Source organism: Alkalibacterium indicireducens (assembly GCF_039522005.1).
Classification (GTDB): domain Bacteria; phylum Bacillota; class Bacilli; order Lactobacillales; family Carnobacteriaceae_A; genus Alkalibacterium; species Alkalibacterium indicireducens.
The window spans coordinates 7,822-22,860 of sequence record NZ_BAAADA010000014.1 but is presented as its reverse complement, the minus strand read 5'-3'; the positions used below and the strand labels follow the sequence as shown (position 1 = coordinate 22,860).

Genomic DNA, 15,039 nt, shown 5'->3' with positions numbered 1-15,039 from the left:
TTTCCAAGGTTTGATCAGGGTGCGAAACTTGAGTTAATGACTCTTTTCATCAAAACTTTTCCTCCTATCACACTTCGAAACGACTGCTGATATGCAATTGAACTATAGATATAATAATAATGATTAAGAAAAGGATCATTGCGATTGCATTAGCATACCCTGCTTGATTAAAGGTAAATGCTGTATTGTAGACTAATAACCCTAAACTTGTTGTACTATTTTGTGGGCCCCCGCCAGTCAAGGCAAAAATATTATCGAATGCGGTCAACCCGGATTTTAAAGCTAGAATAAATACAATACTGATTGACGGAAGCAAGTAAGGAAGTTTGATATTAAAAAAAGTCTGTACTTCTGTTGCCCCATCAATCTTTGCAGCTTCTAAAATTTCAGTTGGAATACTCTGTAACCCTGCCAGAAAAATAATGATAGGCATGGCAACTCCCTGCCACAACGCTACAAATGATACTGCCCACGGTGCAGTACTTGCACTGGCAAGTAAGTTATTTTTAAGAAACTCTATATCGAACAATTCACCAATTTGAGGAATACCATAATTAAAAATTTGGCTGAATATCAGACCAACAGTAACTGTACTTAAAACAGCTGGAAAAAAATAGGTTGTTCTAAAAAATCCTCTGCCAGGCATTTTCTCATTTAATAGCAGTCCTACTCCTAAACCAATCGTTATCTGCCCTACAATCATCACAATCGTAAATAATGTCGTGAAACGGATACTGCTGATGAATCTAGGATCAGAAAAAGCAGCTGTATAGTTTGAGAACCCGACTAAGTCATAATTTTGTGTAAGACCAGTATAATTGGTTAAACTCAAGAAAAATCCTTGAGCTAAAGGAGTAAAAAAGAAAACGATTTGTAAAACGATAGGTATGATCAAAAATAGATAGCCCCAGTGTCTGGATAAAAAGCTTTTCTTCATCAATCTCTCTCCTAAGTATTGATTTTTTATTAAAGCAGAAGCAAGTGATCACCTCTGCTTTAACTTTCTATGCAGATTATTTCATTGGATCGAAAAATTGGTTTAGACTATTTGCTAAAGCCTCTTCATCTCCTCCGCCATTAATAAAATCAACTGTCGCGTGCCAGAACCCTTCTTCAGAATCCCAGTCTTGATGAAGCCAAATCATTTGCTGATCTGTAAATGTATACTGAGTGATTCCATATGTTTCTTCAAATGAGTCGTCATCTTGCAGCTCAACTAACGAGGTCGGCATCCCGTCTACTTCGTAATAGCGTCGAAGAACGTCTGGATCACTCATATACTCTAAGAATTGTAAAGCCAGTTCAGGATTACTGGTTGATTCACTAATTGAAAAGGCCAGATCAGCAGCACCTACGGTTAATTGTTCACCCGGATTTTCTCCTGGATAGGCAAACGAGCGGACTGTAAAGTCAGGATTTTGCTCATTGATTGCTGGCAACGCCCAGATCCCATTAGGCATGATAAGTGCGTCTTCATTTGTAAAAGCAGCTATCGCATCATTGTATGAGGCACCAGCTGAGTTTCTCTGTGCATTGCCTATTAAAAGCGAAAGCTGGTCCGTGACTCTCTGAAATTCAGGATCTTTCGTACTGATCGCTCCTGGTTCGCTATGCCTTAGATAGTCATTAGCCCCATCATATCCCCCAGCGGCTTGTGCCCATGCCAACTGATGAAAGCCGTTTAGAGTCCAGGAATCTGCAGTAGAAAATGCTCCTGCAAAAGGGACTTCGCCTGCATTATTTATATCTTCAACAAGCTGCTCAAATTCTGCCCATGTTTCCGGTACTTCTAAAGACAGCTCATTGAATTTATCTTCATTGTAGAAAAATCCCCAAGCGTTTGTCGTTAAAGGTAAAGAATAAATCCCATCATTGATAGCATATTCTTCAGCAGCACCTTCTACGATATTATCCATAAATTCCTCGTTAGATAATTCTATAAATTCACCAGCCGATGACCATTGCTGAAAATCAGTATTTTGAGGAAAGATATTTATGATATCTGGAGCATCATTATTTGCTATCCTTGTGCGTAAAACAGTTCCAGGATCAGGAACACTGACCAATTCCAAATCTGCCTCATATTCTTCATTAAAATCATCAACTATCGCCTGCAGCTGAGCCTGCATTTCCGGCTTCTGACTGAACACTTCAAGCGATCTGCTGCCAGCTGAATCATCATCACCATTCCCGCATGCGGATAACAAAAATGCTGAAGTGGCTAAAACGACATATTTTTTATCAAATTTCATTATTTTTCCTCTTTTCTGTATTTAAAATAATAGCTATCATTTCTGCAAAGTTTATAAAAGATAGCGCTTTATTTAATGAACAAGTTCAGCATACCTTGATAAAGCATTCTAATTAATGGCATTTTGTTATATAAAAATGGTATAATGTTGGATGTAAGTAAAAAGGAGTTGTTATTTTTTGTTAATCTATTCGGAACACAATGTGAACATGCTGGATCTTTCGATAGACTTTTGCGGATATGAAGACCTGGAACCTTCTTACAGCTATGGCCCTTCTGTTAGAAATAATTATGTTTTGCATTATATAACGCACGGAACGGGAACCTTTTATTACAATCATGAGAACTTTGCTTTAGAAGCCGGAGACCTGTTTTTGCTGAAACCTAACGAAATGACATACTATGTCGCTAACAGTAGTGATCCCTGGTCTTATTACTGGATCGGCATCAGCGGAACAAAGCTGGAAGACCTTTTAAGCTTGAGTAAAATAAATGAGACCGCCATTTTAAAATACAGTCAATCTAAAAAAACTAAAACTATCGGAAATTTAATTAAGGAAATTGTTTTGCAGACAGAGAGTAACTTAACTCAATTAGATTACATCAAAGCATACAGCTACCTCTATTCCATTATGTATGAGCTGGGAAAAGCTTATCCAAATCCTTTGAGAGAAAACAAAATCAAACACGACTATTTTTCGCAAATAAAAAACTATATTGATCAAAATTATCATAACAACATAGACATTCAATCCATCGCTGATCAACTAAATATTAACCGCAGTTATCTGAGTGTTTTGTTTAAAAAAAATATAGGTCTTTCACCAAAGAAATATATGATGGATGTAAGGATGAAAAGAGCCAGCCAATTATTATTTGCAACCAAGATGACGATAAATGAAATTGCTTTTTCAGTCGGCTACAATGATCAAGTCACCTTTTCAAAAGCATTCAAGAACTATTTTCTGTTAACTCCAAGTCAATATCGAAAATCTACACAAAAATGAAGCTCGACTAGACACTTTTATCGGTCCAAAGAGAGCGACTTATATTATTGAATACTGTCAGCATAATGGCCCTTTTATTTCCTAAAGCCAAGTGAAAAATGTTAATCAAATTGGAGATGGCATCTATAGTAACTTGCGAGAGGAGTTTAACCTGAATTAATGTTAGCAAGTCTAACTAATGAAAAAGAGACTTAATTCTAATATACTTGAGTTCGATTGCTTCAAACAACAGCTCATTCCTTAGAATGATGTATATTTTATCAGCTCACTGATAAAATAGTCTGCTTTGTACTTTACTTAAGGAGTTCAGGATTTATTCGGCAGTACTCCTTAAGATAATAGGCGTATCTTAAGAAGTAATGACAGTTTTCGGGCAGACTTCTTTGGTTTTTTCGTAATCTTAAGAAGTATTTCCGATTTTCAAGTCTACTTCTTAAGATTTCATCAAATTAATTAATAAAATAATAAATTCAAAGAAAAAAAGTGAGTTTTCGATTCTTTTGCATATATTAATAGAGACGACTAAATAATAGGAGGCTCTATGCACATGATACTCAAAGAACGTACAAAATCAATCAACCACCGTATACTAGAATCTTTAAATTGCCGCATGAATTTATCGTTTAATGAGAAATTACAGTATAAGAACCAAATCAAGGGTTTTGAAGGTGAGAAACAATTTGATCATTATATGAAAGACTCACTCATCAATGGCTTAGTGATCAATGATTTGATTTTAAACACACAAGATACACAGTACCAAATTGATTCTCTACTTATTACGGCTGATCATATCTATTTGTATGAAGTCAAAAACTATTCCGGATCGTATCATTATAAAGAAGGAAGTCTTTTTTCGAAATCCGGGCATATTTTGCAAAGTCATTTAGCACAAGCAGATAGAAAGAAAGCTTACTTGTATAATTTATTGTTAAAGTACGGTTATCAAACCGCTATATCATCTTACGTCATTTATATAAATCCGAATTTTTATGTCTATTCTCTACCCCCAGATCCAGCCATAATATTTGCAGGACAGTTACCAGACCATTTTACTCAGTTTGGGGGAAAAACGCCGATAGCAAATGATAGGAATATAGCTATAGCAGAAAAACTCGTTAATCTTCATGACAGCAAGTATCGGCCATCTAATCTGCCTGAGTATGAATTTGATCAACTTGAAAAAGGCATCTTGTGTCCGGAATGCTTTTCCTTCGACTACACTGCCTCCCGACAACTGCGTACATGCTCTCAGTGTGGGCACCAAGAAAAAACGACTGAAGCCATTCATCGCAGCATAGAAGAATTCAGACTGCTTTTTCCTGATAGTCGACTGACTAAACAACTGATTTATAGATGGTGCGGAAGCACATGGTCCAAATCAAGAATACAAGATGTCTTGAGTAATAACTATCACACTCATTTCGCTGGAAGAGGCACATATTACAGTTAAATCGATACTATCTTCAGGTGTTCCAGAAATTATTTTCTCAACTTCTGAAGATTCCGGGTTTTCTATAGAAGTAAGATCCTAATTTCGAGCTACTTCTGAAGATTAGTCGTTAATCTTCAGGAGTTACCGGTTAAAACTCACTAACTCCTTACAATAAACGGTCATTTTTCGGAAATGAGAATTTCAACTAAAAACAGTCCCGACATTATATTAATCTGCAGAAAAAGAGGGCCCATCCTGATGATGAGACCCTCTTTTCTTTTTGAAAGAAAAACTAATTTAACGGATTTCCCCAGTGTGAGCATCGACGTCCTGGTCTTCTCCACCTTCAATGTCTACTTCATACACCGTAAAGCCGTTTTCCAGCTCAAGATCCCATTCTTCAACGTAACCTGATCCTGCTGCTTCAAGTGCAATAGCCATTGCTTCTTGCGGACTGATTATGCCGTCCAAATCAAGGATATCATCATGATCAGTGTCAGGTTCAGTTTCTTGAGAAAGAATTTCCCCAGTCTGAGCGTCTATTTCCATTTCATATTCGAATTCTCCATCCCATCCTTCAAAGTCATAGACGTAACGTCCGTCTTCTCGTTCAAATTCGATCTCATCGATATTCAAGCCTGTCGCCAACATTATAAAGTGAAATATGTACGTTTGCCAGAACTACTTGACGAATTTATTTCAGCAAGAAATGATGCAGACGGAAGTTTCCGCCGATTGATTAAGAAGTATAAGAAAGTTGACCTGCTTATTATTGATGAATGGTTATTAACGGCATTACCAGAAGAACATGCCTTAACTTTATTTGAAATCATAGAATCTCGTTTGAAGACAGCTTCTACTATTTTTTGTTCACAGACAGCCCCTGAAGGATGGTATGAGAAACTCGGTGAAGCTCTCGTCGCAGATGCAATCCTTGATCGTATTGTGCATGATTCTTACAGTATTCTGATCGATGGAGAGGTCTCTATGCGTGAGAGACATGGATTGAGGGCAGTGAAATGATTCCTTCAGAAGTGGAAGATAGACTTGCTCGTTATTTTTTTCACCGTTATTTACCAGATGAAATTATGATGGAAATAGAGAATTTATTAGTCCCTTTCTATCTTGAGGATGAGTTACCGCCGGAAAATGATATGGTGAAATTAGCAATATCCATTATAGATAATGGGCTAGAAGAATAGACAAAAGGCCACTGATGAGTAAAATATCAGTGGCCTTTTTATCCGCATTGAGTGGCTCTATGTCTCGCAATTACTGGCTCTAAACTCCGCACAAGTGGTTCTTTCTGTCCGCAATACTCAACAGTGTATACAAAGAACTTATTTATATGGTTAATATTATAATAACATAATAAAAATATCACTTCTAACAGGGATTGAGGTTCGTTGTTCATATTTTAGATGAAGTTTAGAGACCTTTCTCGTTTGAAATGCATTCTATACATAAAAAATGAAGTTCAAAACGCCTTAGCCTCTTGAACTCCATTTTCAGATATGGTATGACCCTTAAAAAGCTATAACGATAATCTGGATTGACCAGATTTCACCTTTATATTAGTACTTTAAATTCTTTTGTAAAACCTCAATCATATCATCCAATAGAGCTTCCTGGTAACCAGGGGCTTTGTTTTGATTCATTTCATGCTTGATAGCCAGCAAATCTTGATTGGTAATAGCATTCAGTTTTTTCAGTCGTGCTTCAGACAATGAATCGCCATTAGAAACAGACTTAGCGTAGGAATGTTCAGTCATTTCCCACAATTCAACTAAATCTGGGTAGCGATTTAATAATCGTTGCGCCATCCCTATCCCTTCAGGATCCAGGTCACTAGAATAATGAAGTCTGATGCCATTCTTAACTAGCAGATCAAAACACTTCCAGGATGCCAATTTAAATTGTCCGTGTGTACAAATTAAGGGAGCTTCAGGGACGGCATCCAGTATGCTGGAAAAGACTCCAGAGTTTTCGACGATCCATACATCTTTTTTATGATTAGAGGGATAGAGACTGTCGAGGTGAATCAGTTCACGGATAGGCACATTCTGGACTACCCTCGTGTCACAAGCTATTTTCCAGAACTCTTTCTTAGGACTGTCTGTATCTGCCATAAGGTTAGCTACAGTTACATAATTAGCAATATCGTCTCTTAAGATATTATACGTCAAAAGCAGTTCATTGATACCTTCACTGGTTGTCGGAATAACCACCTTTTCATGGTCATACCTGGCTTCTCGTACAGTCAGCACGTGAATCAGCAGCCTCCCATGATTCTGGTTCCGATCAAATGCATGGGGATTGCCAGTCATTTGCTGGGCAAAGACTGGCAGTCTAATAGGGTTTTCCGGAATGTTCTGCAAGACCCTATCTAGGATGTCAACGTACGATTCAAAATCATCATAAGATTCTTCCATCAATCTGTATATCCAGTAACTATCTGAAGATTTCCCTTCCAGATAATCAAGCCAAATCTCTGCAGACGAATAGTTCATTTTTAAATGATTTAGGTAGGACTGCAGCTCAAGAGCCTGTTGTTCCTGCCTCTGGCTATTTGAAATAAGGCTTTCACCAAAATATAATTCAAGTAATTGCCGTAAATCTAAATCATCAAACTTATATTTTTTAAGCTGTTTTTCAAACTGAAGTAAGGTTATTCTTCTCTTTTTCAAAAGGATATCAGGTCTTATTCCTAAAAACTCAGCTAATTCTTCAATCTCATTATCCGAGAATTGAATCAAGGACACACTGCCGCCTATTTTACCTAAGGATTCATACTTCTTTTTGAATTCGGAAAACAGTTTTTTATAGAGTGCATGTGCTTTGAAATACTGAATCGATTGATGATCTTGCTTACTCATCCGACTCACCTTCTTGGCTTTCACCATTCTCATCAGTTACCAATGTGCGTTTTCTCCCGTCCCATAAATAGCGGATGACGGCGACGTGATCCGCATTTTGAGGTCGAAAGAGTTCACTTATTGCTAATTGTGAAACGGTTGGGTAATCTCCCCATAAAACTTGTGAATTAATGATATAGTTGAAATTTAACTCTTCAACGACTTCGAATAGATCAGCAATATTTCTATCGTCCACTCCAGCAAAGGCTTCATCAAGGGAAATCAGATAAGGCGCTGTACTATCCGCTTCTTTATACCTTGAATAAGTAGCAATGAATAGCGGAATGTACATCGCTCGTGCTTTTTCTCCCCCACTGAACTTATAAAACTGATTATCTGTCAAAGGACGTTTTCTGTCGTCTCCTTTTCTCTGAAAACTCAATTCGAATGAGAACCATCTGCGATAATCAAGCACTTGTTTCAGCACTTGAAGGAGGGTCTGAAGTTCAGTTGAATCATTCATTATTCCCTTAGCTCGTTCGATTTTTGTTCTAAAATGTCTAGTCACTTTGTCAATATCATCATCATTCAACAGTTCGGATTTTTGTCTGAGCAGATTGACTAACTCTCTGGTATCCAATTCGTCTTCGGTTTCCGCTGTTCTTGGTTTCCATTTTATGGAGAACATCAAACCGGAGGAATCGTTTCGTGACTGCATTAATTCTTTCATTTCTTCTACCCAGCGTTCCGCTCGTCCTATTCTTGAGCGAAGTTTATGTCCAACAGACTGGAACAGTATTTCTTCATATAGGCGTTTATCCTGTTCATCCAGATACACTTGTTGTCGCTCTTTCAATGCAGACAACTCTTTTTCAACAGTATAGGGACTGACTTTTTTAGCCTGATACAAACATTCAATGACTTCTCTCTGTGAGGCACGCTGCCAATCTTTCACCATGATTTCAAACTCAGGCCTCTGTACTTCTAATTGCATCCAGTCAGGAACGGGCACGCGATCAGTTCTCTGTGTAGGACTAAATTCAATCAAGTTATCCAGCTGATCGTTCCTTACACGAGATAAACGACCATTTAAAACCGACAGGTCCTGATTTTCCATTGATGTATAAGCTTCCTGCACTTTTTGTGCTTGTTCTGCTAAAGAAAGGTCTGCAAAATCAGTGAAATCATGAAGGTTTTTAGACCATTCATTAGAAAAGGAATTCTTCCAGGCTTCCATCAGATTATTCCAAAATGTCAGACTGACCTCATACTCCTGAATGTTTTTCTCGACATATTCTATATCCTTAGATTTAGACGTATGTTCTTTCCTTTTGTCAATAATTAAACGGTCTAATTTATCCATGGTATCAATGGTTTCTTGAATTTGTTTACGAATATCACTGATTCCTTCTTGTTCGATTTGCTGATTGATATACTCAATGTCTTTTTTTAGGCGGTCCACTTGAGGCTGATAGGTATTAATCTCCCCCTTGTGTCTTATCAGCTCGTCTTCCAGTTCTTCCAGTCTGGCTGAAATGTCTTTATGACGCTCTTGATTATTGAGTACTTGCATGTGCATGCGTTTCAGTTCACCAAGTCCTTTTTCATACAGGCGCATAACTTTAACGGCCTCCTGATAAGCGGTTAGAGCTAAAGGAAGAGTGAATGAACGGGTTTGTTGAATAAGCAGCTGGTTTTGAGTTTTTAGTTCAGCCCCAATTGTCTTTACTTCTTCTGACAACATGTCAATCTGGATGGTTACCTGTGAAATCTTATGCTGCACAGATGTGAGCTGCTTATATCCTTCCGCTAAATCTTTATCATTAGGAAACTGGCGGAAGGCTTGTCTGGCAATGTCGATATCATACTCTATAGCAGTTTGTTTTTCTTTATAATCTTTCAGTTGAACTTTTACATTTTCAATCGATACGTTCAGTTGTTCGATCTGACTGTCTCTATATCTTTTACGGGCATTCTTACCTATAAAACGAACGGACTCCACAGGAATGGCATGACCCGTCATAAGGCCAATTGAATAATACCCTTTTTCTGATATAGAAAGTGCTTCACGATTGGATTCATCAATAAGGATACTTCTGAGGATCTGATCAACCTGTTCATTTGATAACGTAGCATCTTCATCTAAGTCAGGCTTTAAAATATCTGCTAAAGTATAGGCCATGATTTGCGGATTAGGTGTGAGAATGCGGTCATGTTCGACGTTGATGGTTTTATCAGTTATCAGAGCATCGAGAAGTCCAGATTCCAGTAATGCTGCTTCGATTCTTTTCTGAGTCTCCTCATCAATCTCGGGTCTGAATTCAACCGCATTGTATAAAGGTACAGCTGAAACACCTTTGTTGATGAGTTTTTCACGAAATGCCTTACTTAAAGGTGGAGTCTGAGGATCCGGATCTTTCTTGTTCTTCCATTCGCTTAATTCAATCGTGAGTTCTTCAAGTCGTTCTTTCTGAGAATTAATCTTTACTTTCAGATTAGCAAGGTCTTCTCGTTTTACCGACTCGTACTGATGAACAGTCTCACGAACAGGTTCACGAATATCGTCATAGCGGTAGTCTTCATACAAATGTTGCATTGCCCGTGACACATTCTGCATGGTTTCTTCAGGTACAGATAAATAAGAAGCGTCTTGAACCCAGCTGTATATAGAGTCCAGTTGTTTATTCTTTTCTTCCCGGAACCAGTCATTCCAGTCCTTTTCTTCTATGCGTAACGCATCTTTCTGATATTTAACTTCTCCTAAGTGACGATCTTTTGATTCAAATGAATCTCTTAACCTGTCCAAGGCACTCAATTTCTCTGCAATCTCATCAAGCTGTGCAAGGTGATCTTCCGCCTGCTTTTCCCATGCATCAAAAGCAAACAGTGATTTGTACTGTTCCATGAAATCACTGGAGTGAATTTTATGTGATTCTTCAAAAGCTGCCTCGCTTGCACTGGAAGCCAGATCCTCCAAAAAATCAGTCAGCTCATTTTCCTGTTCTCGACTTTTTAGTTCTATAGCATCGCGTTGTTCCCGGGCGCTATATTCTTTTTTTCGAGCAATATCCAGACGTGATTGAGAATCTTTTAACCGACCCGTTTCCTTGTTTAAGTCATCGGTCTTTTCCCGACGTTCCGTTTCTAAATTCCATACCTTGTGCTGTGCTAATCGCTGACGTTGCTTTTCTGCTGCTTGCTTGTCTAATTCATGTTTTAAAATATCTTCTTCTAATTGATTAATATCGTTATCCAGATTATTTTTTTCTGTCTTTTTATAGTTAAGCGCAGCTTCCTCTTGTTTAAAATTATCAGAAGCTGTTTTTAATCCATTAGCCTGCTCATACAGTACTTTCTGATTGTATTGTGTATAGACTTTATTGAGCGCAGAAACCGCATGGTATTCACGATTCAGCTGTTCGAGCTGTTGCTTAGTCTGATCCATCTGTTCAATCGTGTCAGACAAGTGGCGCAGGTCATCGTCAGATAAAGGAGGTAAAGCTTCTTCAAGAATGTCATAAATGACAGTCGGTCTGAAATCCTTTGAGAGTTTAGGGCTGCGCAGTTGAATAAGGAGCTTGATTAAATCCTCGTATTCTTCGATGGTTTCATACCCGAAAATATGCTGGTTCACGAGACTGGCATAGTCCCCTTTTGTGTCTACCAGTTCGCCTCCATCATCCAGCTGATTACGCATTTGGATTTTTGATAGTGGGATTTTTACTTTTTTCCCTTCATGTATGTCTTCGGAATATAAAGAAAAGTCTATGCCGATGCGTCGGTTATCTGTGATAACGAATCCCCAAAAAGTAAGTTGGGCTCCTCGTCTTGCTTTCAGTCCAATTCCTATGGTTATGTACTGATCAGTCTTTTTTCTTTTAAATTCCATATACAAGTAACCTGTGCGCTCCTCAAGATCCGTTACTTCTTTTTCTCCTAATAGATAATCTTCCATTCGACGGGCTCTGGATCCGAATGGGTCAAGCCTTTCTGGTCGAGTCGATCCATCAAGTAAGACAGGTAAAAAACTCTGCATGGTTACAGATTTTCCCGCCCCATTATTTCCTCTTAAAAGAAGCTTTCCGTCGGCAAAGTCAAACACTTCATCCTCATAGTACCAGTAGTTAAATAGTCCGGCTCGGTTGATTTCCCATTTGTTTTCACTATTCATCACTCGTTAGCTTCCTCCTTAAAGTCGTCTGGGTACTGCCCTTTCATACGTGCAATGGCTGCCATAAATATGATGAGACCAGTCTCTTCTTCTATGCGAGCAAAAGACCACTCGATTAGGTGTTCCAGTACATCTTCTGCTGTTTTCTTTAAGCTACTTTTTTCTCTATATTCTATGCTCCAGCCTAGTTTGAATTCTGAACTAACGTTTTCGATGATTACTTCAAATTGAGCACGAGTCAGTCTGATTTCTCCAAAAGAACTGATCTCAAACTGATCGAGACGGTCACGTAAAAAACTTTGAACATGCAGGCTAAGCAGGGATCGCGCTTTTCTGTCAGGATACGATTCATATTGCTGTTTCTGCTCAGGAAGAGTCAGCATAGCTGCATTTTTCGTTACTTGTAATTCAAATGGTGAATGTTCTTCTATATCTTCCCTTACACGATTACGATAGCGTCTGATATAGTCGAAATCTTCATCATCTTGTTCTTTACGGTAGAGAACTGGTTCTATGAACAGTTGACGGTAGACACGCTTTCTTCGGATATCTTCCTGACTACGTTCCCAGTCCATTGTCAGAATATCTTCTATAGTCTGACAACTTTTCAGTGTCCTTAAGTGATTCCGCATGTAATAACGAGAATAAATGGTTCCTTGATACAGCACTTCTTGTTCTTCAGAACGAGCAAATTCTTCTACTCCACCGGAATAGCTGTCCACTTCACGGATACAGTTCAATTCGACCATTTTCTTAAGCACTCGTACCAGAGATTGACGATGCTGATAATTCGTCCAGTCGATTTTTATTAAACCAGGGTAGCTTTCCTCCAGTTCTTTTGCCAGTTCAGATAAAAGAAACTGGTCTTCGACTGATCGATTCTCCAGATATGCCAGTCCACAGCAAAATAGAACATAATCTCTTGGATGCTGAAAGTCCTGAATACCCATCCAGCTTTTAGGTTCGACCGGTACTTTTTCAAGTTTGATAAAGTCTTTGTGTATAATCAGTGAATAGCCTAGCTTTTCTGAGACATATCGTCTAAGTGCTTTTTCATTTTCCCGGATAAGCTGGTAGTCAGAAGGACTATCCTGTCTTAGTATCCAGTAATTCTCAAACAGCAGACCTAAAGCATGTTGCTGTTGTTCAGTGAATCCTGTTTCAAGCATAGTCTGCCTCACCTTTCTCTCCAATCAGTTCGAACCAGACATTTGGCATATCGATTTTGCCATCTTCAGAATCTAACGTTATCCGGCCTTCTTTAAAATGAAGCTTGATTTTCACTCCTAGGTCAGTTTGAACGGTTCGGTCTTTATGACCCATCGCTTTCCCTATCCAGTTCAGGAAAATTTGTCTCACTGCTGGCTGAACACGACCAATTGAATCGAGTTCTATTTTTTGTCCATTAATATACTGTTCAATCCATTCCCGCTCGAGTTCTTTTTCTTTGAGGAAAACTTGTCTGGACTTAAGTCTTTCCTCAGTACGATCGATGACCATATTAGCTCGAGTCTTTTCACGATACGTACGAATCATCGGTTTAGTCGTGTGAATCATCGGCTCAATTTCCCAAATATCCGTGTATAAATCATCAGTCGGATACTGATCGATATAATAATGCCGAGAATGATCAAATCCAAATGCTGCTGCGTATAATTCGTGTGCCTCTTTGATTGACTCAATTTCACTAAACCAGTCTGCCAAATGAAGGTATTCTTCTCGTCTGCTTCGCAGATTCTGATTCCGTTCACCCATACGTTGAACGACTTGAGTGATTTTTCTGATGGCATCAGTAGTCCGTTCAAGAAGCATTTCTGACTCACTTTTACCATAGGACTGTGTCCCTCTGAACCATGATTGAATAGCGAGCCAGCGACCAGAATACTCCTCAAAAGGTTTCGCTTCATGCGACACATCCACTTCTTCAAGTCTTGCCTGGGTTTTATGACGCCAGACCTGCTCGAAAAAATGATACAAATCTTCAGTGGTCATTAAAATCAGCTTAGCTCTGATTTGTTCGGATGTTGACTGCATAGCTCGGATAAATTCTCTTAAATACGCAGTAAATTTATCTTTGTAAATCAAGAATTCTTCAGTTTTCATTCGTTCTTCCACTTCTTCACTGCTAATATATCCAATATAATCTGAGGTATTCTCGACAATCTGACGGAAATATGTTTGGATATCTTCCCATAACTGATTTGCTTCTTCATCAGTCACCATTTTGTTTTTCAGAACAATCTGCTCCAAACTCTGCAAGTAGCTGTAAAGTCTACTGAACTGAGTCCGTTCAAGCACTCCACCGAATGATTCCTCTTTGTTCTCCATCTCAATCAGCATGCGTTCGAACTCAATGGTATATGGAGTGGGCTGATACCGAAATCGCTTCTTCTTATACTCGTCAATTGTTTTGGAATTACCCAATTCCTGACGAGGCTTGAGATTTCCCCATTTAACCAGCTGGTTCAAATCGATATGCAGGTTGTCTTCATCATAATCGGAAAACCCATTCTGACTTTTTACATGGGTCATCACTTCTTCAGGAAAAATAAACTCCCTCATACGCTCATGCTGGATATAAAAATAGCGCATAATCGTCCGGTAACGCGCATGATTATCCGCAGTCAGGTAGGTTGCTTCCTTCACTTTGCTTAACGTCATATCAACAGTCCTTTTTAGCCGTAGTCAATTTAATTAAACTAAGTTTAGCATAGTTACCTAAGCGATTGAACAAGAAGATTAAGAAGATAATCTGGCTTTGGTAAATTTTACTTCATTGGACATGTTCGGTAAAAGTGCCTGATATTATAAAATTGACTTGTAATATCTATATGTAAAAATCAATTATTCTATATGTTACGTGTTACTGATCTATTTCGAATCACTTAGATTAAGAAAATTTCACTCTTTCTTGGATTTACTCCTTTCTAAATTAAGTCAAGGCAGTAACTTTACTCATATATCAAAAAACATCTAGACAAGTGAACGTCTTTAAAGTGCTTACTTGTCTAGATTAGGGTTTGGATTCAATAGTTTTTATTATTTTTTAGGTCAAATTTGCTCCTCAGTATCCACCTTCGAATCATCCTGTGTAGATTTGCTTTGGCGTTTATGCACTAATGACTCCAGGCCTTCCTCTTTCAAGAACTGACTGAATGGAACAAGTTCTTCGGCTTCGTACCGTTCTTTAAATGCTCGAATCTCTTCTTCTGAATATAAGGCTGGATCTAATTCCAGTGCTTCAGCCGGTATCGGACGATCATCAGTGATTTTTACATTAATGACTACTGTCTTTCCGGATTTCTCTAAATCAACAGCTT

General features: G+C 38.4%; 11 protein-coding genes and 1 pseudogene. 4 read left to right on the top strand and 8 right to left on the bottom strand.

The annotated features are described in order from the left end of the window. Positions 1-67 precede the first annotated feature (67 nt). Both ABFX15_RS00920 and ABFX15_RS00915 read right to left on the bottom strand, forming a co-directional pair. Positions 68-937, bottom strand: coding sequence for a carbohydrate ABC transporter permease (locus ABFX15_RS00920; RefSeq protein WP_346023684.1), 870 nt, complete (start codon positions 935-937; stop codon positions 68-70). A gap of 76 nt (positions 938-1,013) precedes the next feature. Further along, positions 1,014-2,252: an ABC transporter substrate-binding protein gene (locus tag ABFX15_RS00915; protein WP_346023683.1), complete on the bottom strand. Its 1,239-nt coding sequence runs from the start codon at positions 2,250-2,252 to the stop codon at positions 1,014-1,016. Positions 2,253-2,460: 208 nt separating this feature from the next. Here ABFX15_RS00915 and ABFX15_RS00910 point away from each other — a divergent pair, with 208 nt between their 5' ends. After that, positions 2,461-3,258 carry an AraC family ligand binding domain-containing protein gene (locus ABFX15_RS00910; protein WP_346023689.1) on the top strand — a complete coding sequence of 266 codons (798 nt, stop codon included), beginning with the start codon at positions 2,461-2,463 and terminating at the stop codon, positions 3,256-3,258. A 547-nt stretch (positions 3,259-3,805) separates the two neighbouring features. Beyond that, positions 3,806-4,711, top strand: coding sequence for a nuclease-related domain-containing protein (locus ABFX15_RS00905; RefSeq protein WP_346023682.1), 906 nt, complete (start codon positions 3,806-3,808; stop codon positions 4,709-4,711). Between the two features lie 279 nt (positions 4,712-4,990). On the opposite strand, the gene ABFX15_RS00900 is transcribed toward ABFX15_RS00905, so the two are convergent. Then, positions 4,991-5,344 (bottom strand): PepSY domain-containing protein, encoded by a 354-nt coding sequence (locus tag ABFX15_RS00900; RefSeq protein WP_346023681.1) that lies wholly within the window; start codon positions 5,342-5,344, stop codon positions 4,991-4,993. Between the two features lie 21 nt (positions 5,345-5,365). Between ABFX15_RS00900 and ABFX15_RS00895 the strand changes: the two genes are divergently transcribed. Together ABFX15_RS00895 and ABFX15_RS00890 are read left to right on the top strand one after the other, a co-directional pair. After that, positions 5,366-5,716 (top strand): ATP-binding protein, encoded by a 351-nt coding sequence (locus ABFX15_RS00895; protein WP_346023680.1) that lies wholly within the window; start codon positions 5,366-5,368, stop codon positions 5,714-5,716. Beyond that, positions 5,713-5,895 (top strand): hypothetical protein, encoded by a 183-nt coding sequence (locus tag ABFX15_RS00890; protein WP_346023679.1) that lies wholly within the window; start codon positions 5,713-5,715, stop codon positions 5,893-5,895. The genes ABFX15_RS00895 and ABFX15_RS00890 overlap by 4 nt, the downstream gene beginning before the upstream one ends. A 372-nt stretch (positions 5,896-6,267) precedes the next feature. On the opposite strand, the gene ABFX15_RS00885 is transcribed toward ABFX15_RS00890, so the two are convergent. From ABFX15_RS00885 to ABFX15_RS00865, 5 genes and pseudogenes are all read right to left on the bottom strand, one after another. Next, positions 6,268-7,569 carry a TIGR02679 family protein gene (locus ABFX15_RS00885; RefSeq protein WP_346023678.1) on the bottom strand — a complete coding sequence of 434 codons (1,302 nt, stop codon included), beginning with the start codon at positions 7,567-7,569 and terminating at the stop codon, positions 6,268-6,270. Then, positions 7,562-11,719 carry a TIGR02680 family protein gene (locus ABFX15_RS00880; protein ID WP_346023688.1) on the bottom strand — a complete coding sequence of 1,386 codons (4,158 nt, stop codon included), beginning with the start codon at positions 11,717-11,719 and terminating at the stop codon, positions 7,562-7,564. Before ABFX15_RS00880 ends, ABFX15_RS00885 begins: the two co-directional genes overlap by 8 nt. Further along, a complete protein-coding gene (locus ABFX15_RS00875) occupies positions 11,719-12,888 on the bottom strand; it encodes a TIGR02678 family protein (RefSeq protein WP_346023677.1) in 1,170 nt (389 codons plus the stop codon). Before ABFX15_RS00875 ends, ABFX15_RS00880 begins: the two co-directional genes overlap by 1 nt. Continuing rightward, positions 12,881-14,380, bottom strand: coding sequence for a TIGR02677 family protein (locus ABFX15_RS00870; protein WP_346023676.1), 1,500 nt, complete (start codon positions 14,378-14,380; stop codon positions 12,881-12,883). The genes ABFX15_RS00875 and ABFX15_RS00870 overlap by 8 nt, the downstream gene beginning before the upstream one ends. 390 nt (positions 14,381-14,770) lie before the next feature. Then, positions 14,771-15,039, bottom strand: a pseudogene (locus tag ABFX15_RS00865) (hypothetical protein); the annotation flags it as partial.

What these genes read in the sequence shown, in the direction of transcription:
- ABFX15_RS00900 (WP_346023681.1), bottom strand. Translation starts at nt 5,344, where the DNA reads ATGTTGGCGACAGGCTTGAATATCGATGAGATCGAATTTGAACGAGAA.
- ABFX15_RS00920 (WP_346023684.1), bottom strand. Translation starts at nt 937, where the DNA reads ATGAAGAAAAGCTTTTTATCCAGACACTGGGGCTATCTATTTTTGATC.
- ABFX15_RS00890 (WP_346023679.1), top strand. Translation starts at nt 5,713, where the DNA reads ATGATTCCTTCAGAAGTGGAAGATAGACTTGCTCGTTATTTTTTTCAC.
- ABFX15_RS00880 (WP_346023688.1), bottom strand. Translation starts at nt 11,719, where the DNA reads ATGAATAGTGAAAACAAATGGGAAATCAACCGAGCCGGACTATTTAAC.
- ABFX15_RS00915 (WP_346023683.1), bottom strand. Translation starts at nt 2,252, where the DNA reads ATGAAATTTGATAAAAAATATGTCGTTTTAGCCACTTCAGCATTTTTG.
- ABFX15_RS00885 (WP_346023678.1), bottom strand. Translation starts at nt 7,569, where the DNA reads ATGAGTAAGCAAGATCATCAATCGATTCAGTATTTCAAAGCACATGCA.
- ABFX15_RS00875 (WP_346023677.1), bottom strand. Translation starts at nt 12,888, where the DNA reads ATGCTTGAAACAGGATTCACTGAACAACAGCAACATGCTTTAGGTCTG.
- ABFX15_RS00910 (WP_346023689.1), top strand. Translation starts at nt 2,461, where the DNA reads ATGCTGGATCTTTCGATAGACTTTTGCGGATATGAAGACCTGGAACCT.
- ABFX15_RS00870 (WP_346023676.1), bottom strand. Translation starts at nt 14,380, where the DNA reads ATGACGTTAAGCAAAGTGAAGGAAGCAACCTACCTGACTGCGGATAAT.
- ABFX15_RS00905 (WP_346023682.1), top strand. Translation starts at nt 3,806, where the DNA reads ATGATACTCAAAGAACGTACAAAATCAATCAACCACCGTATACTAGAA.